Source organism: Rickettsia sp. 109562A South Dakota (assembly GCF_055791265.1).
The window spans coordinates 965,411-986,967 of record NZ_CM147703.1; the positions used below are offsets into that span (position 1 = coordinate 965,411).

Here is a 21,557-nt window from a genome sequence, read left to right on the forward strand (position 1 = left end):
ATTCCGTTGATCGCAGGAATCCAGTAACATATATAAAAAACTTGTTTTTTTATATATTTATTTTATAAAATATGTAATTTTTATACCAATATTAAGTAAGGTTATTTTTACTGGATTCTCGCTTTGAGCTAGGAAGGACATAAGAGCCATCTATTCATTACTCATTCACAAAACCCCTATGCTTTTACTACTAAAAAAAATCTATCTAACATTTGCTCGTAGTAGTCGTATAATAATAACATTAGTTATTATTGATCAGTTAAGCAAATGGTGGTTTATTGATAATTTAAGATGGAAACCTGGTTTAATGCTCAAGGTTACTTCTTTCTTAAACATGGTTTATACTTGGAATTACGGTATTAGTTTTGGATTAATGCGTGAATACTATCAATATAGTAATGCTGTTTTTATATTAACAAACTCGATTATAGTCTGTTACTTATACTACCTAATGGTGCGTTCAAAAACGATTGGGGGCTTTGCAGGTTATAGTTTTGTAATTGGCGGTGCCGTCGGTAATCTAATTGATAGATTTTTTAGAGGAGCGGTATTTGATTTTATTCATTTTTATTATAAAAATTATAGTTTTCCCGTATTTAATTTAGCTGATTGCTTTATTACAATAGGAGTAATTATCTTAATAGAAGATTATTATAGTACTAAAAAAGTTATTGAAGAAAAGGCTAAAGAGAATTATGATAATGCTCAAATTGAAGCTATGGCTGACAAAATTCGTAACACCGATCATAACGGTGACGATAAAATATAATTTTAATTAAAGGTGTTTAAGTGAAAAAGATTTTTTTATTATTTACTGTTTTATTAATTACTTCTGCTTGTAGTAAAAAATTAAAAGAAACCGTAGGTATATCAACAGCCGGACCTAATGAGTATCAAGTACAGCGTGCTAAAGCACTGGAAGTTCCTCCTCATTATTATTTACCCGATCCTGGGAATAGTCAACCAACTTATAATAATATAAAAGGACAAGGTGAATTTAATGAAGGGGAACAAGCATTAATGCAGGCGATAAATTAGTATACTCGATGAACTTCAAAAATTGGCGTCGTCATCCTACAAGAGCTACGGTACTCACGTATTAAGTATACGCTGCGTTCCTCGCCTTGTGGATTCCTTGCTCTTTTTGAAGTTGATCTTCGTCTACCTGTTCTTGGATACTAAGCTGCAATGTTCTTTCAAATTAACTCATGAATTCTCATACAAAACAAAAAATAGGTGTTTTTGGGCTTGGTAAAACCGGTATGTCGGTTTACGAGGAATTGCAAAATAAATATGATGTAATTGTCTACGATGATTTAAAAGCAAATAGAGATATATTTGAAGAATTATTTGGAAAAAATCTTATTGCTGCTTTATCTGGTTCAAGATGGCAAGATTTAGATAAAATTGTCTTAAGCCCTGGAGTTCCGCTTACTCATGAAATAGTAAGAATTGCTCATCATTTCAATATATCAATTACTTCTGATATAGATTTATTATTTGAAAAATCAAGAAATTTAAACTTTATCGCCGTAACCGGTACAAACGGTAAAAGTACTACTACTGCTTTAATAAGCCATATTTTAAATAGTAATAGTTTAGACTACCCGGTTGCAGGTAATATCGGGGTCCCGGCTTTAAAAGCCAAAAATAGTAAGGACGGATATGTACTTGAATTATCTTCTTTTCAGCTAGATTTAGTAAAAACCTTTACAGCTAAAATAGCAGTACTTCTTAATATTACTCCCGATCATTTGGATAGACATAAGGACATGAATGGCTATATTACGGCAAAATCTAAGATTTTTGATCGAATGGATAAAAATAGTTATGCAGTAATTAATATTGATAATGATTATTGTTGTGAAATTTTTATGACATTGCAGCAAGAGCAGCGTATAAAACTAATCCCCTTTTCTGTTACCAAAACTCTTGAAAAAGGTATATCGGTAGTTAATGATATAATTAACGATAATTTTTTCGGTAATAGTAGCTTTAAATTACCGTTTAATAAAAACCTGCAGGGAATTCATAATTGTGAAAACATTGCAGCAAGTTATGCAGTAGCTAAGATAATGGGATTAGAGTCTACAAAGATAATTGAAACTATAAGTAGTTTTCAAAGTTTACCTCATAGAATGCAATATATCGGTAGTATAAATAATATAAGTTTTTACAATGATAGTAAAGCAACAAATGCCATATCTGCCTTGCAATCAATTAAGGCACTTGATAATATTTATTGGCTTGCAGGAGGAATACCAAAAGAAGGGGGGATTGAGGAAATAAGGCCTTATTTTAACAGAATTAAAAAGGCTTATTTTTATGGACAAGCTAAAGAAATGTTTGCAGATACGGTTAAAAATATAGTAGATTTTGTAATATGTAATGATCTTAAGCAGGCTTTTGATCTTGCTTATAAGGATGCAGTAGGTGATAATGCAGAAGTGAAAAATATTTTGCTAGCACCTAGTTGTAGCTCATATGATCAGTTTAAAAATTTTGAAGAGCGTGGAGAGTTGTTTATCAAATTATATTTGGAAAATGCTAAAAATAAAAAAAATACTATATAGGTTTAATTGCAATAAAAAACTATATTGTATAAGTCCTTATATCTAGTCCTTGTAATTCATTTAAATATTCTTCTAAAGTTACTAGATTAATAGCAGTAATTGCTCCCCTTTGATTGATTTCATTATTGATTAATGTTTTTGTTAAGATAATTGCAGGAATAGTAGGTATATATGGACCATGATTTTTTTTGCTATAATAAACCATTTTACCGTTTTTGATTTTCCGTTTTTATCTTGACCTTTAATGATCATATGCATCCCCCTTCATCACTACCGCAATAGTCAAATAACCTACTTAACTTAAGTAATAATTTTGCATAGTTTTCTAGATGCTTTATTATTTTAAATCTTACACGCCAAGATAAAATCCACATACCGCAATGTAAGGTAATACTTTCCATTCCGGCAGAAAATTTAATAGATTTTAACCCGTAATATTTAGGTAATAAGTTAAGGTCCGGTACATCACAGTTTGCCATCCAGCGTTTACCTATTATAGGATAAGTTTGTAAATATAAATCCTACCATCCGTATGTTTTATATTTTGTGCTTGGATAAAAATTTAACAGTTTACCTAAATAACTTAAGACGGCAGCAGTTGTTGCAAGACCTTTTTCTGTTTTTTGTCCGGGTGTTATACCAAATATTAGGGAATCCATAGAATTAAATTCATGTTTATAATATTCTAATACAGCTGAAGATAAGCATGGTACGGTACTTGCTCCGGTAATAGCTAGACATTTTTTTGTTCTGCCATATTATTTAAATTTGTAGCAAATTCGCTTACAAATCTTCTGCAATCAGCTAAATCAATATAATGTATACCAAGTGTAATACTAGCTAGTGCTACATTATAATTATTTTTTTGGAAAGGACCGCAAGTATTTATAACAATAAAAGGTTTTAATTTTTGTAATTGTTCCGTAATTTCTATATTTATGTCAAAAGTAGCTAACTGTAATAAGCTATTAGGATGATTTTGTTCTATATCGTGTTTTAATAATTGTAAATTTTGTTTGTCACGACCTGCAAGAATAAGTTGTACATTAGCATGTGCAAGGCTTTTGGCGATCTTACTACCAAAATTTCCTGTAGCACCTAATATCATAACTTTTTTAATCATTATAAAGAATCTATTTTAAATTTACCTGTGCATTCAAATATTTTACCGAATAATGTATGTACCATCTTTACTTGCATATTAAATATTTTATCGTTGTCTGCTTCTTCATATGCAAAAAACTTTCCAATAATAAGATGTAAAGGTATAGGAATTAGCCATTTCCCTAAATATAAAACATATCCTCCATAATCCATAATTATTTTATTATTTTCAAGACGATATAGTAGTTTGATAGCGATTCTAAATCTTGTTAATTCAATTATTATATTATCTTTGATAGGAATCATTTTTGAATAAAAGTGATAAGCCGGTCTATTTTTATAATAAAAAATACGATGCATTAAAATTATAGGTGAAGTTTTATCACTTGTTAGTATCACATCAACGGGAATATCATTTCCTGGATATGGAGTAAGAGCCCCTACTGCTCTAAAGAAAGGAGAAAAACACTGAAATATTTTTGATATAGTAATATTCATTTTTCCTTTTAATGTAATCTTGTTATTAGAATAAGGTTTAATATTATAGCGTTTTTGTAGAATTATAGGTAATTTCTCAATTAAATTTTTACAAATCATATAAATTTCTTTTTTAAAAAATTGAAGTTACTAAAATAATGCAGTTTGATCAATAAAATAAAAGTAGCGAATATAATTAATTTGTTATAATATTCTTGAGTCATATAAGCCTAGCTTAAGCTACTTGAGCATTTTTACAGATATCCAAATAAAGTGTTATGTTAAATAACAAAATAAAAATTTTACAACCATAAAATGTTTAAAAATAACGAAATATCTAATAACTTTATTAAATTATGGTGGCGGAGTACCGATAGGCAAATAATAATTTCTTTGATAATTTTATTTGCTTTTAGTTTAATGTTGGTTACTACTTCAGGTTCGGCAGTAGCAAGTAGAATAGGACTTGAAGAAAGTTATTTTGCATCTAGACAAATATTTTATTTAGCTGCCGCTTCAGGGCTTATATTATTATTTTCATGCCTTAATAAGAAATGGTTAAGGCGTTTTGCAATACTCGGGTTTATTGCTAGCGTGGTTTTATTAATAGCAGTTAAATTTCTTGGTTATGAAGTAAAAGGAGCGGTACGATGGATTAATATTCTAGGTCTATCTATTCAGCCTTCGGAATTTATTAAACCGTTTTTTGCAGTTGTTACAGGTTGGATATTATCGTTAAAATTTAATGATGATTTTCCAAGTTGTACGATTTGTGTAATACTTTATTCTATTGTTGCTATTCTCTTAATTATTCAGCCGGATTTTGGAATGCTTGTAATGATTACGGCAGTTTTCGGTATTCAGCTGTTTATTGCGGGTATGCCGATATTTTGGATTGTTCTAGCAGGTTTTTTAGGAATGATAGGAGTAACTATTGCTTATTTTTGGTTACCTCACGTAACGCAAAGAATTAATTCATTTCTAGATCCCGATAGTAGCGAGAATTATCAGGTCAGTAAGTCTCTTAAGGCTTTTGAGCATGGCGGTTTATATGGACGCGGTCCAGGGGAGGGGGCAGTAAAGCAGGTGCTACCCGACTCACATACGGATTTTATTTTTGCCGTAGCAGGTGAGGAGTTTGGAGCTATTATTTGCCTGATTGTTATAGGTATATTTGCTTTTATAGTATTAAGAAGTCTTATTAAGCTATTAAATGAAAAGGATAAATTTGTACAATTCGCTGCTAGCGGTATAATTGCACAATTAGGGCTTCAGGCAATAATTAATATGGGCGTGACTTTACATTTACTTCCTACTAAAGGTATGACATTGCCGTTTATTAGTTACGGTGGTTCTTCAACGCTTGCAATTGCTATCGCTACCGGTATGCTTCTTGGTTTTACAAGACACCGAACACCTTTAAATTCGTACAAAATTCATAATATTGAAATATGAAAAAAATAATTTTGGTAGCAGGCGGTACGGGAGGACATTTTTTTCCGGCAGTTGCTCTTGGAGAAGAATTAATAAAACGTGGGTATGAAGTTCATTTTATTACTGATTTAAGATGCAAGAAGTATATAAATCAGGATATGAAGGTAATTTTTCATATCCTAGATTTAAAACGATCAGGTAATATTTTTTTGTTTTTACCAAGATTATCAATTGCAGTTTTGAAAGCTATTAGATTATTATATAATATAAAACCTTCCGTCATTGTGGGATTTGGCGGTTATCCTGCTATTTCCTCAATGTTTGTGGCAGTTTTTTTAAGAGTATCAATTATAATTCATGAACAGAATTCTTACCTTGGAAAAGTTAATAAATTTTTTGCAAGCTTTGCTAAAAAGATAGCTATTTCTTATGAAAACGTAAAAAATTTACCGGAATTTGCAAAAAGTAAAATAGTAGTTACCGGTGGGATAGTTAGAAAAAATATTAGAAATCTAGATTCCGTGGCGGGGCCACGGAATGACAAGCTCTTTACAATATTTATTTTTGGCGGTAGTCAAGGGGCTAAATTGTTTTCAGAGTTAATACCTGCAAGTATCACAATTTTAATACAAAAAGAGTCGCAACTGAAATTACATATAATTCAGCAAGCAGCATTAGATGATCAAGTAAAAATAAAAGATATATACTCGAAATTAAACATTACTTATGAACTTGCCGAATTTTTTGATAATATGGCATTGCAATATAAAGAAGCCGATTTAGTGATTTCAAGAGCAGGGGCTTCTACGATAGAAGAGTTGACATATATAGGATTACCGGCGATCTTTATTCCACTACCTAGTGCTGCGGATAATCATCAATATTACAATGCAAAATTGTTGGAAGATAAAAAAGCAGGATGGTGTTTAGAGCAGAATAATATTTCTGCAGGAAAATTAGCAGATAAAATACTTGATTTGATAAGTAATCCAAAGATATTAGAGGATGCTTCACAAAATTTATTAAAAAGAAGAAAAGAAGGGCATAAGTTATTAAGTAACCTAATAGAAGAGGTGATTTAAATTTTGTTTCTCGTCATTGCGAGCGACTATAGGCTTTGTTGCATGGATCGAAAAACGCGTTCGATGTCATACCGTGGCTTGACCACGGTATCCAAAAATTTAACTTAAAATACTAATAATTTTAGTATTTTTAACTGGATCCCGCGATCAAGTCGCGGGATGACAATCGGGAAATTGATCCATGCAACAAGACCAAAAATACCTCAAAATAACAATAATTTAATTAAGCACATAGAACTTTGGTGTTTTATTCTTGCAAGTTTGGCTATTATATGGCATTAATCATAATAAAAGTTTTGGAATAATATAAATATATGTTAAAAAAAATTATAATATTATTTTTAGGAATGTTTTTACTTTCAGGTTGTACCGATAATTTTAGAAGTTACTTTCAAAAATCCGCAAATAATAGATTGGTTGATAGTAAAGGTGCTAAAGGCGGCAAAAGAAAACCTGTATATAATAATAAATATATTACTTTAGCTAAAAAAAATATAGTAGAAGATAATCTTGATTATGATAACGACGATGATGATGACTATGATAGCGATAGTCCTTTAAGAGGAGAGAGAATCGATCCTGTAAAGAGAAATCGTGAAATGTATCTTAAGATGATTAAAAGGGATATAGCAAGGCAAAAAGCAGAAGCCGGTGAAGTTGAATCCGATGATGATATGACTTTAAGTAGAGCGAATAAAAAGGTTAGAAAAGACGATAGCGATAAAGAAAAAAAGATGCAAGAGGAATTAAATCAGATAAAAGCAATGCTTAGAGAAACTAAGCGTGATATATCAAAATATACTTGTCCAAATGCTACAGTAAACCAAAATTATGCACTGCCCGTTACAAATTATGAGCCTGTAAATTATCCACCGGTAAAAAATAGTAAGCCGTATAATAACAATTCTAAGGTAAAGCAAAAATTTATCCGTGAAGATGATGATAACGGCAGTAATGCTTGTTCGATATAATGTATGTCATTCCTGCGAAAGTAGGAATCTATCATCTTAAGAAACATACACCAAACATTTTAATTTCCTAATACTATTTCTATAATTTAAATTACGTGATATATTCATCACTATTTAATCGGTTAATTATCTTTTAAGTAAGATTATTATTTATTAATAAAAATTAATATCTGAATATAGAAATATATTAAATTTATTAATAGGTATATTATGAAAAGTAAACTCTCAGCAAGTACTACTAGTCTTACCTCTATAAAAGGCCTTCAAAACCCTGTTGTTACTGAAATAAAAGCATTAACAAAAAAATTACATTTTAAAGATCAAGAGCTTGAAAAAGCTTATGGAATGGCCCCCCATAAATCTAATTCATAATTAAGTACGCTTGCTAGCCCCAAATTATTAGAAAATTTTGATTCATTCGGTGCTTTTGTTTCCTTGCTATTTTTTGTTCGCTTTGCTCCGCCTTGTAAATCGATTTGTGGAAATCTATAAGAATTAACAAGGTTAAGCTGTGCTTGCGCCGCTAGCACATTACTCATTGCCAGCTCAATATCAGAGTTATTGGCTAATGATTCCTTAATTAACTCATTTAACACCGGATCGTTAAACTGTAGCCACCACTTGGAAGATGCATTATCGCTTTGTGCTAACGAATAATTATTCCAATTAGTAGGTAATTCAAGCTTAGGTATAGTATTATTTTGTTTAGTACTACAATTACATAGAAGGAATGATAAAATCGATAAAACTAGCATATACTTTGAGTAAATGAAAAATCGATATACGAAGATCAACTTCAAAAAGAGCAAGGAATCCACAAGACGAGGAACGGAGCGTATACTTAATATGTGAGTACCGCAGTACTTGTAGGATGACGTAGCCAATTTTTGAAGTTGATCGAGTAGATGCATTAAGATAAATTAACATTACTTAATTTTAATTATGAATCTTTAAACTATTATGTCAATATAGACTATTATTTTTTCAACTAACTATTTTTACATTATGTAATAATGTTGCTAAAATATGCTGTAACTTTTCAAAAACAACCTTAACATCATAATTTTGTTGTAATTTTAGATAGGCATTTTTAGAAAATTCCTCCGCTTTTTGAGGATTATCTATTAGATAAGCAATTTTTTCTGCTAAATCTTCAATCGAACCGGCTTTACAAATAAGTCCGTCTTGCATGTTGCTTAAGATTTCTGTAGGTCCTTCAGTATCTGTACTAACGATAGGAATACTTGCCTCCATTGCTTCAAGTACTATAATTCCAAACGGTTCATGTAATGACGGAAGACAAAAAATATCGATCTGCTCAAAGAATTTATCTTTATCGTTAATCCATCCGGTAAATGATATTTGATTTTGTAAATTAAGTGTACGTACTAAAGCAATTAAATTATCTTTTTCTTCTCCTTCTCCACCTATAACTACTTGAATATCATATTTTTTTTCTTTTAAAATTTTTATAGCTTTAATGAAAACATCAACACCTTTTTTAGCAATAAATCTTGCTAAGACACCAATTACGATAGGTTTTCCATATATTAGACTTCTTGTATAACTTGTTTCTAAAGGTAATTTGTACGTCGATCCGGTACTCGAATCCTCACGTACGCTTGTGTACGCTGCGGTTCGAGGTGACGAGTCTCCTTCAAATTTCGCTTTATTAGCTTCGTTCTGCAAGAAGTCTATTTTATTTGGAGCAAAATCTTTAGTAATATTTATCATGTTCGGTAGAATAAATATTTTAGATTCAGCAAAGTTATTTTTTAGTAAATATTCTTTCATATGATGTGTCAGAGCAATAACAAAATCACATTTACGTAGTCCTTTTAAAGTATAATTATGAGCAATACCGATTAACTTAATATTAGCTATTTTAGCAAACTTGCTAAAATTTATTGCTCTATTACCGTGGGCTATAATTATATCGGGCTTAGTTTTGTAAATTATATATTTAAGAATAAGTACCGAGAGTAAATCAAACGGTACTATATTTGGTAGTTTTAAACTTTTTTTAGGTAAAAAAGAATTTATTTTTGCTTTGTAAGAAGTGGTATTTATAACCTCAATTTTCTGCATTTCAAGGGCAGTGCTATAATCTAAAAATGCTTGTTGAATTCCGCCAAGGTCACGACTTAGCATGATATTGAGTACTTTCATTTCTACTGTAATTTCTTGATTTCTTCTTCGGTTAAACCGGTAAAATCTATAATTTCATCTAAAGGTCTATTTTTTGTAAGCATTTTTTTGCTAAATTGATTTTGTCTTCTTTTAATTTAGCTTCTCCTCTGCCTCACCTATAGCCATTCCTTTAGCTTCAGCATCCATAATTTTCTGCTCTTCTACGGCTAAATTATCCATTTCGGTTTTTATAATTTTTTCATAGGTATTTAAATCTTCTTCAGACCAGCGAGCTTGATCCAAAGCATAAAAAGCTTTTTTAATAATAAAATCATGACCTATCAAATGCTCCATTTCTTCTAGAGTGCTTTCATGTGCATGTTTAAAGAAATATGCCCATTTGTCTTGAAGGTTCTCTAATTGATCTAATTCTTTATTAAATCTTTTTAGTTCTAAAAAGATAAAATAAAAATCTTGTAAGTCGTTCTCATAAGTCTTAGTATCAAGAACCTATGATTTGATCTCCAATCTTTTTTATCGGGGAATAAAATAAAATCGGCAATGGCTAAAAATATTACTCCTCGGAGTTTTGCATATACCGCCATTTTTTTTATGATCTTCATCTTCTTTTATTATTTGTCTTGAATAGGCTTTTGCTGCATAAAGCTGAGCTCTTTTCTCAAAAACTGGATGTTTACTTACTTGCATCTCTACAATAAATTGTGTTCCATGCTTATCTTTACATAGAACGTCAACAATAGCTTGTCTATAAGCCGCAATATCAGGATCTTGATTAGTTTTCAAAAAAGTAACTTCAGTAATTACTTCTTCCTCTGTATAACCTAAAATGTCATTTAGGAAATGAATAAGTATATCCTTATTTTTTTCTGTACCGAAAATTTTTAAAACTGCATAGTTATTTTTAGGGTCTAAAAAACGTGAAATTAGCATAGAAATCTATTTTTATATATAATAATTGTATTATAGCAAATTCTAAGAAATTTGCTATAATACAATCTTAAATATTATAATTGATTATGATTAGTAAAATTAATTTTGTAAAAATGCATGGTCTCGGTAATGATTTTGTTATTGTTAATAAACGAGATTTATCAAATTCACATGATTTATCGCAGCTAGCAAAAAATATAGCAGATCGTCATACTGGTATCGGTTGCGATCAGTTTATTATTTATGAAGAGCATAATGATTTTTATGAAATGATTATATATAATATAGACGGCTCTAGTGCTAAATTATGCGGTAATGCTACAAGATGTTTAGCCAAGTTAATTTATCTTGATACGGGAAAGAAAGATATTACCATAGTAGTAGGCAATAAAGAATTACTATGCCGTATTGAAGACGAAAATAAGATTAGCGTTAATGTAGGAGCCGTTAGTTTTAATGAAGTTTGGATGCCGAGTCGTGATAAGATTTGGGAATTCGCAAAGCGTTATATGATTGATTTAAAGGAAACTATTTGCGTTGATGTCGGTAACCCGCATCTGGTTATTTTTAGTAAGCTAGAGCCTCAAGATCAAAAAATTGTCGGTGAAAAATTGCAGGCTAAAGAATTATTTGCTGATGGGGTAAACGTTAATTTTGCCGAGATTAAAGATAATAAGATTTATTTATCTGTTTGGGAGCGAGGAGCAGGGTTAACGCTTGCTTGCGGAAGCGGAGCTTGCGGTAGTGTTGCTGCCGGTTTAAAGCGTGGTTTTATCCATTCACCAAGCACGGTAGTATTTAAGCACGGTAGCCTTAATATGAAGGAAGAAAACGGCAATATAATAATGCAAGGACCTGCTACGCTGGTAGCTGAAGGAGTATATTGTTGTGAATAACTCTCTAAAACAAGATGTGGTAACGTTCGGTTGTCGGCTTAATATTTATGAAAGTGAGATAATAAGGAAAAATCTTGAATTGTCGGGTCTTGATAACGTCATGGTATTTAATACTTGTGCCGTAACTAAAGCGGCTGAGAAACAAGCAAGACAAGCTATTCGTGGAGCTAAAAAAAATAATCCTGATTTAAAAATTATCGTTACGGGTTGTAGCGCTCAAACGAGTCCGCAAATGTACGGTAATATGCCGGAAGTTGACAAGGTTATAGGTAATGAAGAAAAGCTATTACCTAATTACTACCAAATTACCGATGAAAAAATAGCAGTTAACGATATAATGTCGGTGAAAGAGACTGCAGGTCATTTGGTAAGTAGCTTTGACGGTAAATCTCGTGCTTTTATTCAGGTACAAAACGGTTGTGATCATTTTTGTACTTTCTGTATTATCCCTTACGGTAGAGGTAAAAGTAGATCAGTACCGATAGGAGCTATAGCAGAGCAAGTAAAACATTTGATGTTAAACGGTTTTAAAGAAGTGGTTTTTACAGGTGTTGATGTTACGGCTTACGGTTCAGATTTACCTGGGAGTCCAACCTTTGCACAAATGATTAAACGAGTCTTAAATTTAGTGCCCGCATTAAGAAGGCTTAGATTATCTTCAATAGATGTTGCAGAAATAGATGATGAACTTTTTGAGCTTATAGCTTACAGTGAAAGGATAATGCCGCATTTTCATATTAGCTTGCAAGCAGGCGACGATATGATATTAAAACGTATGAAAAGACGACATAATAGAACAAACGTAATAGAGTTTTGTCGGAAGTTGCGGGCAATAAGACCTGAAGTATCGTTCGGTGCGGATATTATAGCAGGTTTCCCAACGGAAACTCCTGAAATGTTTGAAAATACAAGAAAATTAATTTCAGAAGCAGAATTACAATATTTACATGTTTTTCCTTATTCGGAAAGGGAGGGAACACCCGCAGCTCGTATGCCGCAAGTACCGAAGGCTATAAGGAAAGAAAGAGCAGAAATTCTAAGGCAAGAGGGGCAAAATCAGTTAACAGAGTTCTTTAAAAAACACATAGGGCAGAAAGTGGAGTTATTAGTAGAGAATAATAATATCGCCCATACCGAGAATTTTATTCCGGTGAAGCTAGAAAAACCTTTAGAAATAGGGCAGATATTTAAAGCAAAGTTAGTGGGTATAGAGGAAGGGCATATGAGATGCGATGTCATTCCCGCGTAGGCGGGAATGACATCGAGAGTCATGCAACAAAGCCCCGCTACGCGGGAATGACATATAAACTACACTTAAAAAACAAACAAGTAAGAAAAAACCATGGAAAATATAGAAACAATATTAAGGCTTGCTGAGGAAAAAATCTTATTAGTACAAAACTTAAAAGATCTGCAAGAATATAAAGTAGAATTTTTAGGCAAGAACGGTATAGTGACCGGTGAGCTTAAAAAATTAGGCAGTTTAAATGAACAAGAACGTAAAGAATTTGGCTTAAAAATCAATAAGTTAAAAGATAAAATACAGAATATAATAAAAGTCAAAGAAGAAATTTTAGAAGAACAAGAATTAAAATTGAAGCTTGCAGCTGATAAAATTGATCTGACAATCCCTGCAAGGCAATATAAACAAGGTTCTATTCATCCTATAACGCAGTGTAGTGAGGAGTTAATACAAGTATTTTCGCAGTTTGGTTTTACTATAGAAAATGGACCGAATATTGAGAATGATTTCCATAATTTTACCGCTCTCAATTTTGAAGATGATCATCCGGCAAGGCAGATGCATGATACTTTTTATTTAAAAGGTCAGGAAGGTAGTAAGCCAATGCTGCTTCGTACTCATACCTCAACCGTGCAGATTAGAGCTATGAAAAACGGTAAACCGCCTTTTAGGTTTATAGCACCAGGTAGGACTTATAGATCCGATTCGGATATGACGCATACGCCAATGTTTCACCAAATAGAAGGGCTTGTTATTGATAAAAATATCAATATGGGGCATTTAAAATACGTTATCACGGAATTTATAAGAAGCTTTTTTGAAAATTCTAATATTGAATTACGCTTTAGACCTAGCTTTTTCCCGTTTACCGAACCTTCTGCCGAAGTTGATATTCGGATGAATAAAAACGATAAATGGCTTGAGGTTTTAGGGTGCGGGATGGTTCATCCAAACGTGCTTAAGAATGTTGGAATCGATAGCAGTGAGTATCAAGGTTTTGCTTTTGGGCTTGGAGTAGAGCGTTTTGCAATGCTAAAATATAATATTAAAGATTTAAGACAATTTTTTGAAGGAGATATGCGCTGGCTTAAACATTATAATTTCGGGGGCTTTGATATACCGAATTTAGCTGGAGGGTTAACGAAATGAAATTTACATTATCATGGTTAAAACAATTTTTAGAGACATCTGCTTCAGTTGCTGAAATTACCGCAGCCCTAACAGCTATTGGTCTTGAAGTAGAAGAGGTGATAGATAAGGCAGGGGAGTTACAAAAATTTGAAGTAGCACATATTATAAATGCTAAACCTCACCCGTCAGCTGATAAGTTAAAGCTTTGCGATGTTGAAACTAAGAATGGAGTTCTACAAATAGTTTGCGGGGCAAGCAATGCAAGGGCAGGTATAAAAGTAGTGCTTGCAAATATCGGAATAGAAATACCAAACGGCAAATTTAAAATTAAAGAATCCACAATTAGAGGAGAAAAAAGCTGCGGTATGCTTTGTTCTGAAAAGGAATTGCTGCTTGCTTCAGAGTCTGAAGGGATTATGGAGCTACCTGAAGATGCCGTGGTTGGAGAGAATTTTACTAAATATTGCGGTTTAGATGATCCTATATTTGTAATTAACGTTACTCCTAATCGTGGTGATGCACTTGGAGTTTACGGCATTGCAAGAGATTTAGCGGCAAAAGGACTCGGAACGCTTAAAGAGTTAGAAACTCCGGAAATAAAGAGTACATTTACTTCTAAAATGAAGCTTAACGTGCAAGATAAAGAAGCCTGCCCTTTATTTACATTTAGAGAAATAAAAAATTTAAAGAATAAACCAAGCCCTGATTGGTTACGGAAATTATTGAAAAATGTCGGGGTAAAAACTATTTCAAGCTTAGTCGATGTAACAAATTACATTTCCTATAGCTTCGGGCAGCCGATGCATGCTTACGATGCGGATAAGATAAAAGGGGGGATTATTGTAGGTCGTTATTACGAGGAAAAACAATTGTCATCCCGCGGCTTGACCGCGGGATCCAATGAAATTACTAGTGCTGTAAGTTGTTCTATGGATCCCGCGGTCAAGCCGCGGGATGACACTGGGCCACGATATGACAACAGTGACGTAGTTAAATTCCACGCCCTAAACGGCAAAGAATATTTACTTACCGAAAATGATCTAGTTATAAAAGATGAAAGCGGTATTCATGGCCTTGCCGGTGTCATTGGTGGGGTTGATATTAGTTGTACCGATAGTACGACTAATATAATACTCGAAGCTGCTTGCTTTAATGCTAAAATTGTTGCAGCTAGTGGGCGAAGATTCCAAATTGATACGGATGCTAGATATCGTAATGAGCGTAATATTGATAGAAATTTTACGGAAAAGGCTTTGGATATAGCCACTAATCTTATTTTGTCAATATGTGGAAACGGTGAAATATCGGAAATAGTAAAGGTTGGTGAAAAAGAGCCGCAAAAAAAACCTTTAGATTTTTCAGCATGCTATTTAGAAAAAATTACAGGAATTAGACTAAATATCAAAGAGATAGAGTCTATATTAAATAAATTAGGTTTTATTACGAATATTAAGGATGATGTTATAAAAGTAATAGCTCCTTCATGGCGTCACGATATAACTATTTTAGAAGATATAGCTGAAGAAATCGCTCGTATTTACGGCTATGATAAAATAGAGAGTATAAAATTACCTGAACTAGAGCGAGATAATAATAAGCTAAGAGAGCATAAAAGAATCTCTATTTTTAAAAGGATATTAGCAAGCAAAGGCTATGATGAAGTAGTAACTAACTCTTTTATGAATAGTGAAGATGCAAAGTTGTTTGCTGAATTAAAAGAAGAGTTATTTTTGCTTAATCCTATAAGTGTAGAAGATAATTATATGCGTCCTACTATACTGCCGAATTTGTTAAGTATAGTAAGTAAAAATTTAGCACGCTCTATAAAAGATATGGCTTTTTTTGAAGTTGGACCGAGTTTTGTAGATTTAAATACGGAATCTACTTATTTAACGGCAATTATAACCGGTTCATATAATAATAAGAATCCTCATTCGTCAGGACGTAGTTATGATATTTTTGATCTTAAAGGTGATTTAGAGCAGGTGTTTGATTATGCAGGGCTATCTACAGATAAATGTATAGTAGCGAATGGGGCAGCAGCTCCACAATATTATCATCCGACTAGATCGGTAAATTTAGCCCTAGGAAAAAATTTATTAGGCCATTTTGGGCAAATACACCCTAAAATCTTGAAACATTACGATATTAATCAGGAAATATTTGCATTCGAGCTAAATATTACGAATTTGCCTGTAATAAAAGCTAAATGCGGTAAAAGAGAAGAATTTGCAGTATCGGATTTTCAAGCTAATTTTAGAGATTACGCATTTATTGTTAATCAAGATCATAGGGTCGGTGAAATAATCTCATACATAAATAATTTTAATAAAAAGCTTGTCAAATCAGTTATATTATTTGATATTTATAACGGTGATAAATTACCTAAAGGTAAAAAATCTATAGCGATTAAAGTAAAGCTGCAAGCTGATAACCGCACTTTGTCTGATACTGATTTAAATTCATTCAGTAAAGATTTAGTTACTGCTACCTTGCAAAAATTTCAAGGAACATTAAGAGAATAACAATATGCTAAAGTTAATAGTTGAAACAAAAACGTTAGTTCAGTCCCTAGGGTTTGCAAGTTCCGTTGTTGAAAAACGTAATGTAATACCTGAATATGCAAACATTAAATTATCGGCAAAAGACGGCAATCTAGAGCTTAGTTCTACTAATATGGATTTGTACTTAAGTCAAAAAATAGCAGTACAGGTAGTAAGTGAAGGTGAACTTACCGTTTCTACTAAAACTCTAAACGATATAGTCCGAAAACTTCCCGATTCCGAGCTTACATTAACTGATCTTGGTACAACGGGACTTGAGATCAAAGGAAAAAATTGTAAATTTAATTTATTTACTTTGCCGGTTAGTTCTTTTCCTGCAATGGACAGTATTAATCCTGAAGCAAGTTTTAAAATTGCCTGCACGGATTTTGCTAAAATAATTGAATCGACAAAATTTTCGATTTCTTTAGATGAAACTCGTTATAATTTAAACGGTGTTTATTTACACATAAAAGATAAAGAGTTTTGTTCGGCAAGTACCGATGGGCATAGGCTTTCGATTTCATGGGTAACATTAGAAAAACAAATAAAGAATTTTGGGGTTATATTACCACAGAAAAGTGCAGAGGAAATTCTAAAAATAGTTAAAGATCCTAAAAATATAAACGAAGATATAGAAATTTTATTGAGTAGCAATAAGATTAAATTTATATGTAATGAAAATACTATTATGCTATCAAAGCTTATAGACGGTACTTTCCCTGATTATAGTGCTTTTATTCCGGAAAGCAGCAGCTCAAAATTAGTAATTAATCGAAAAATATTTGCAGATAGCATCGAGCGAATAGCGATAATAACCGTTGAAAAATTTAGAGCGGTAAAATTATTGTTATCTCGTGAAACCTTAGAGATTAGTGCCGTCGGTGAAGCAAGAGGTAACGCAAAAGAGGTTATTAATTCTTCACAAGATAAGGAAAGTTTTTATGAATATAATAGCGATGAGTCTTTAGCTATAGGCTTTAATCCGCAATATTTAGAAGATGTCTTAAAAGCTGTGAAATCGGATTTAGTAGAATTATATTTTTCAGATGTTTCAGCACCGGTACTTATTAAATTTCCTGAGAATCCTAAAGATATTTTTGTCGTCATGCCTGTTAAGGTATGACAACGGAAGATTCCTGCTTTTAGCTAAGAATGACATTGAACGCTTAAGCCAAAGTTAGTTTAAATAATTTTTGACTAATAGCCAAAGCTTCTCTATTATTTCCCTCAAGCACACTAATTAAATATTGGTTATGAAAAAAATTATCGGATTATTTTTTGTAATTATACTTAGTGCAATAAGTACTAGTATCTTAGCGGATGATTATCCAAAAACAGAACGAGAGCAAAAATGGGACGAGGTAGGTTCTATAGCAGGTGAAGAAGGATTAGTTTTTAGACCAGGCAGGGTAAAAAATGAATCTACTAAAGCTGTAGGAGGCTCGGTTAATAAATATCTCTGGCAAGCAGCATTAGAGACTATAAGTTTTGCTCCTCTTGCATCAGCTGACTCAAACGGCGGCGTGATTATTACGGAATGGTATAGCCCACGTTCTAATCCTAATTTTCGATTTAAAATAAATATATTTATTAAAGACGATGTAATAAGTCCGGATTCAATTGAAGTAAAGGTATTTGAGGAAATGCTTGAAAATAAACAATGGGTACTTAATGAAAATACTTCAAATCTTGCTATTACGCTTGAGGATAAAATTTTAAGAAAAGCTAGAGACATATATATTAATAGTGCGAGGTAATATGTTATTTCCGCATGAATCGATGTCATTCCCGCGAAGGCATTGTTGCGTGGATCGAAAAACGCGTTCGGTATCATACCGTGGCTTAACCACGGTATCCAGAAAAAAATAAAAGAAAAGACTGGATCCCGCGATCAAGTCGCGGGATGATAATAATAAAGACATACAAAGAAAAAAATATGAACCAAATAGAACAAAAATGGCAGCAAATTTGGCATGACGAGAAAGCTTTTGAGGTATCAAATGAGCGTAATAAGCCAAAATATTACGTACTTGAAATGTTGCCTTATCCTTCCGGTAAAATCCATGTAGGTCATGTACGCAATTATTCTATAGGTGATGTTATTGCAAGGTTCATGACTATGCAAGGCTTTAACGTGCTTCATCCTATGGGCTGGGATGCTTTCGGGCTGCCTGCAGAAAATGCCGCAATAAAGAATAATGCTCGTCCGAAAGAATGGACTTATTCTAATATCGAGAATATGAAAAAGCAGCTAAAATCTATGGGTTTTTCTTATGATTGGTCTAGAGAGATAAATAGTTGTGATCCACAATATTATAAATATGAGCAGAAATTCTTTTTAGAGCTTTATGAACGAAATCTTGCTTATCAAAAAGAATCGCTTGTTAATTGGGATCCGGTTGATAATACTGTTCTTGCGAATGAACAAGTTGTAGACGGGCGTGGTTGGCGTTCAGGTGCGATTATTGAAAAACGTTATTTAAAACAATGGTTCTTAAAAATCACCGATTATGCTGAAGAGTTATTAAATGAAATTCAGAATTTAAAAGAGTGGCCTGAAGCCGTTCGGTCTATGCAAGAAAAATGGATCGGTAAGTCTATAGGTGCTAATTTTCATTTTAAAGTTAAGGATAATGAGGATGCTATCATAGAGGTGTTTTCAACTAAACCCGAAACTATTTTCGGTGCTAGCTTTATAGGAATCGCTTTTAATCATCCAATAATAGAGAAATTAATTTCCAAAACACCCGAAATATCGAATTTTATAACTAAATGTTCGCATATTATAGGAAGTAGCGAACTAGAAAAGGCTGAAACAGAGGGTATACTTACCGGTCTTTATGTTATTCATCCTTTTGATCCTAGTATAATACTGCCGGTTATTATTACGAATTTCGTGTTAATGGATTACGGCACGGGTGCAATATTTGGCTGTCCTGCTCATGACGAGCGTGATCATGAATTAGCCGTTAAAATGAATCTACCTATTAAACAAGTAATCGCAGCAGATATTGATGTACAAAAGACCGCTTATACGGAAGACGGAATTTTAATTAATTCAGATTTTCTAAACGGCTTAACTAATAATGAAGCAAAACAAAAAGTCATTAAGGAATTTGAAAAACTGCAAATAGGTAAACGTAGTATAAATTATCGCCTAAAAGATTGGGGAATTTCAAGACAGCGTTTTTGGGGTTGTCCTATTCCTATGATTCACTGTGAAGTTTGCGACATAGTTCCGGTGCCTTACAAAGATTTACCCGTTACTTTACCTGATAACGTAAAATTTGACGGTCACGGTAATCCGCTTGATCACCATCCTACTTGGAAACATGTTAATTGTCCAAAATGTGATAAGCCGGCTATTCGTGAAACCGATACTTTTGATACATTTTTTGAATCATCTTGGTATTTTACTAGATATTGTAATAGTCATGCTACAGAGATGACCGATAAAAAAGCTTGTGATTACTGGCTACCTGTCGATAAATATATAGGCGGCATTGAACATGCAGTGATGCATTTATTATATGCAAGGTTTTTTACTAAGGTAATGAACGAACAGAATTACGTAAGCGTTCGTGAACCTTTTAAAGGGCTATTTACTCAAGGGATGGTGTTACACGCTACTTACAAAGATGAGCATAATAATTGGTTATATCCTGATGAAGTAGTCAAAAAGGGTAATGAATTTTTTCATAAAGAAAGCGGTAACCTCATCGTGCAGGGACGCATAGAGAAGATGAGTAAATCTAAAAAGAACCTTATCGATCTTGAAACTATGCACAAGCAATACGGAGCAGATGCTATTAGGCTTTTTGTGCTGTCAGATAGTCCGCCTGAGAAAGATCTAGAATGGTCGGCGAGCGGTATTGAAGGCTGCTCACGTTTTATTAATAAGCTTGAGTATATGTTTGAGGCGATAGCTTCTTTAAAAGATGATGTAACTGAAATTAATAAAGAACTTAATAGGTTAGTACATCTGACGACAAAGCACGTTGCCGAGGATATAAAACATTTTGCCCTAAACAGAGCAATAGCACGTATGCGTGAGCTTTCTAATGCTATATCCTCTGAGCTTAGTAAAGAAGTAATGGATGTTAAAACTGTAAAATATGGTTTTAATATTCTAGTACAGCTACTTAATCCGTTCATACCCCATATCACCGAAGAAATTTGGCAGAAGCTTGGCAATAAAGAGCGGTTATATAATTCAGCTTTTCCTGCATTTGATGAATCAATGCTAGAGTTAGACACATATGTTATGGCAGTGCAGGTTAACGGCAAGCTTCGCGATACCTATGAATTTAATAATTCTGCAAGTGATGATGCAATAAAGCAAATTACCGTCCATCTGCCAAAGGTACAAAAGTTCTTAGAAGGGAAAGAACCGAAGAAGATTATTTTCGTTCCCCGTAAAATTGTGAATATTATTGTTTGATGTGAAGGAGTGTGTGGGTCGAAAAGTAGTCACAATGTCATACCGCGATCAAGTCGCGGTATGACAATAACATCTTAAGAGTTGTGTAATAACTTGTTATATTATTTTTTAGTATGCTAGTATCCCAGCAGTAGTAGTGACGTCAGAGTCAGCACCGGATAAAGCCGTATGTTTTTCTTGCTATAGTGCAATGTCATAACGTACCGGATCCTCTATAATGTAATTACAAATACTTTCTACTAATGATTTTACTACATAAGTTACTGCCTACCAAAATGTGGCAAAAACACCGGCATCAATACTTAAAGTATCTTCTTCTTTTGGTGCTTCAAAAGCTGTAACACCTGGATAATCATTATTATATCGCTTAGATTTAGATTTAAGAGTGCTTTTGCAGTTGTTTTTTCTGCTGTTTTTGTCTTCTTAGTCATAAAGATCCCCTATTTTAGTTATTAATTAACTGTAGACTAAATAATTTAAAAAAATCAATTAGCTACTAAAATAGTGTGCATGATTTTATACCTGAAGTCAATAAATAGTATTAATAAATTAATATCATTTAATTAAGATTAGTTAAT

The 21,557-nt window shown here is 32.7% G+C and carries 20 protein-coding genes and 2 pseudogenes; 14 read left to right on the plus strand and 8 right to left on the minus strand.

What is annotated here, in order from left to right:
• Positions 1-178: 178 nt before the first annotated feature.
• The 3 genes from lspA (at position 179) to murD (ending at position 2,573) form a co-directional block, all read left to right on the plus strand.
• Entirely contained in the window at positions 179-769 is a 591-nt protein-coding gene (gene lspA, locus ACIAS7_RS05335) for a signal peptidase II (RefSeq protein WP_473198519.1), read from the plus strand.
• Between the two features lie 20 nt (positions 770-789).
• The gene (locus ACIAS7_RS05340) at positions 790-1,038 is read left to right on the plus strand and encodes a DUF3035 domain-containing protein (RefSeq protein WP_473198520.1); all 249 of its coding nucleotides are present in this window, start codon (positions 790-792) and stop codon (positions 1,036-1,038) included.
• A 170-nt stretch (positions 1,039-1,208) separates the two neighbouring features.
• Positions 1,209-2,573 (plus strand): UDP-N-acetylmuramoyl-L-alanine--D-glutamate ligase, encoded by a 1,365-nt coding sequence (gene murD, locus ACIAS7_RS05345; protein ID WP_473198521.1) that lies wholly within the window; start codon positions 1,209-1,211, stop codon positions 2,571-2,573.
• A gap of 19 nt (positions 2,574-2,592) precedes the next feature.
• Here murD and ACIAS7_RS05350 read toward each other — a convergent pair whose 3' ends face one another.
• The 5 genes from ACIAS7_RS05350 to ACIAS7_RS05370 form a co-directional block, all read right to left on the minus strand.
• Entirely contained in the window at positions 2,593-2,778 is a 186-nt protein-coding gene (locus ACIAS7_RS05350) for a hypothetical protein (protein WP_473198522.1), read from the minus strand.
• A gap of 43 nt (positions 2,779-2,821) precedes the next feature.
• Positions 2,822-3,052, minus strand: coding sequence for a hypothetical protein (locus ACIAS7_RS05355; protein WP_473198523.1), 231 nt, complete (start codon positions 3,050-3,052; stop codon positions 2,822-2,824).
• A gap of 42 nt (positions 3,053-3,094) precedes the next feature.
• Complete coding sequence (locus tag ACIAS7_RS05360; protein WP_473198524.1) at positions 3,095-3,232, minus strand: hypothetical protein; 138 nt, start codon at positions 3,230-3,232, stop codon at positions 3,095-3,097.
• A gap of 74 nt (positions 3,233-3,306) precedes the next feature.
• Positions 3,307-3,696 carry a saccharopine dehydrogenase NADP-binding domain-containing protein gene (locus ACIAS7_RS05365; protein ID WP_473198525.1) on the minus strand — a complete coding sequence of 130 codons (390 nt, stop codon included), beginning with the start codon at positions 3,694-3,696 and terminating at the stop codon, positions 3,307-3,309.
• The gene (locus ACIAS7_RS05370; RefSeq protein ID WP_473198526.1) at positions 3,696-4,274 is read right to left on the minus strand and encodes a DUF4166 domain-containing protein; all 579 of its coding nucleotides are present in this window, start codon (positions 4,272-4,274) and stop codon (positions 3,696-3,698) included. Before ACIAS7_RS05370 ends, ACIAS7_RS05365 begins: the two co-directional genes overlap by 1 nt.
• A 195-nt stretch (positions 4,275-4,469) precedes the next feature.
• Here ACIAS7_RS05370 and ftsW point away from each other — a divergent pair, with 195 nt between their 5' ends.
• The 4 genes from ftsW (at position 4,470) to ACIAS7_RS05390 (ending at position 8,013) form a co-directional block, all read left to right on the plus strand.
• Positions 4,470-5,609 (plus strand): putative lipid II flippase FtsW, encoded by a 1,140-nt coding sequence (gene ftsW / locus ACIAS7_RS05375; RefSeq protein WP_473198527.1) that lies wholly within the window; start codon positions 4,470-4,472, stop codon positions 5,607-5,609.
• Positions 5,606-6,670, plus strand: coding sequence for an undecaprenyldiphospho-muramoylpentapeptide beta-N-acetylglucosaminyltransferase (gene murG / locus ACIAS7_RS05380; RefSeq protein ID WP_473198528.1), 1,065 nt, complete (start codon positions 5,606-5,608; stop codon positions 6,668-6,670). Before ftsW ends, murG begins: the two co-directional genes overlap by 4 nt.
• A gap of 314 nt (positions 6,671-6,984) precedes the next feature.
• Positions 6,985-7,641, plus strand: a complete 657-nt coding sequence (locus ACIAS7_RS05385; protein WP_473198529.1) for a hypothetical protein — start codon at positions 6,985-6,987, stop codon at positions 7,639-7,641.
• 210 nt (positions 7,642-7,851) lie between these two features.
• Positions 7,852-8,013 carry a hypothetical protein gene (locus ACIAS7_RS05390; RefSeq protein ID WP_473198530.1) on the plus strand — a complete coding sequence of 54 codons (162 nt, stop codon included), beginning with the start codon at positions 7,852-7,854 and terminating at the stop codon, positions 8,011-8,013.
• Here the strand turns inward: ACIAS7_RS05390 and ACIAS7_RS05395 are convergent.
• The 3 genes and pseudogenes from ACIAS7_RS05395 to ACIAS7_RS05405 all read right to left on the minus strand — a co-directional run bounded on the left by ACIAS7_RS05395 (position 7,980) and on the right by ACIAS7_RS05405 (position 10,722).
• A complete protein-coding gene (locus tag ACIAS7_RS05395) occupies positions 7,980-8,396 on the minus strand; it encodes a TolC family protein (RefSeq protein WP_473198531.1) in 417 nt (138 codons plus the stop codon). The two genes, ACIAS7_RS05390 and ACIAS7_RS05395, sit on opposite strands and share 34 nt — an antisense overlap.
• A gap of 265 nt (positions 8,397-8,661) precedes the next feature.
• Positions 8,662-9,810, minus strand: a pseudogene (locus ACIAS7_RS05400) (glycosyltransferase); the annotation flags it as partial.
• A 111-nt stretch (positions 9,811-9,921) separates the two neighbouring features.
• A pseudogene (locus ACIAS7_RS05405) lies at positions 9,922-10,722 on the minus strand (Rpn family recombination-promoting nuclease/putative transposase).
• A gap of 86 nt (positions 10,723-10,808) precedes the next feature.
• On the opposite strand from ACIAS7_RS05405, the gene dapF reads away from it, so the two are divergent.
• From dapF to leuS, 7 genes are all read left to right on the plus strand, one after another.
• Positions 10,809-11,618: a diaminopimelate epimerase gene (gene dapF / locus ACIAS7_RS05410; protein ID WP_473198532.1), complete on the plus strand. Its 810-nt coding sequence runs from the start codon at positions 10,809-10,811 to the stop codon at positions 11,616-11,618.
• The gene (gene mtaB, locus ACIAS7_RS05415) at positions 11,611-12,867 is read left to right on the plus strand and encodes a tRNA (N(6)-L-threonylcarbamoyladenosine(37)-C(2))-methylthiotransferase MtaB (protein ID WP_473198533.1); all 1,257 of its coding nucleotides are present in this window, start codon (positions 11,611-11,613) and stop codon (positions 12,865-12,867) included. Before dapF ends, mtaB begins: the two co-directional genes overlap by 8 nt.
• Positions 12,868-12,960: 93 nt before the next feature.
• Positions 12,961-14,010, plus strand: a complete 1,050-nt coding sequence (gene pheS, locus ACIAS7_RS05420; RefSeq protein ID WP_473198534.1) for a phenylalanine--tRNA ligase subunit alpha — start codon at positions 12,961-12,963, stop codon at positions 14,008-14,010.
• Complete coding sequence (gene pheT, locus ACIAS7_RS05425) at positions 14,007-16,517, plus strand: phenylalanine--tRNA ligase subunit beta (protein ID WP_473198535.1); 2,511 nt, start codon at positions 14,007-14,009, stop codon at positions 16,515-16,517. Before pheS ends, pheT begins: the two co-directional genes overlap by 4 nt.
• A gap of 4 nt (positions 16,518-16,521) precedes the next feature.
• A complete protein-coding gene (gene dnaN / locus ACIAS7_RS05430; protein ID WP_473198536.1) occupies positions 16,522-17,661 on the plus strand; it encodes a DNA polymerase III subunit beta in 1,140 nt (379 codons plus the stop codon).
• Positions 17,662-17,791: 130 nt separating this feature from the next.
• Complete coding sequence (locus ACIAS7_RS05435; protein WP_473198537.1) at positions 17,792-18,295, plus strand: DUF3576 domain-containing protein; 504 nt, start codon at positions 17,792-17,794, stop codon at positions 18,293-18,295.
• A 179-nt stretch (positions 18,296-18,474) separates the two neighbouring features.
• On the plus strand, positions 18,475-20,979 hold the full coding sequence (gene leuS / locus ACIAS7_RS05440) for a leucine--tRNA ligase (RefSeq protein ID WP_473198538.1): 2,505 nt from the start codon (positions 18,475-18,477) through the stop codon (positions 20,977-20,979).
• Positions 20,980-21,557: the final 578 nt, after the last annotated feature.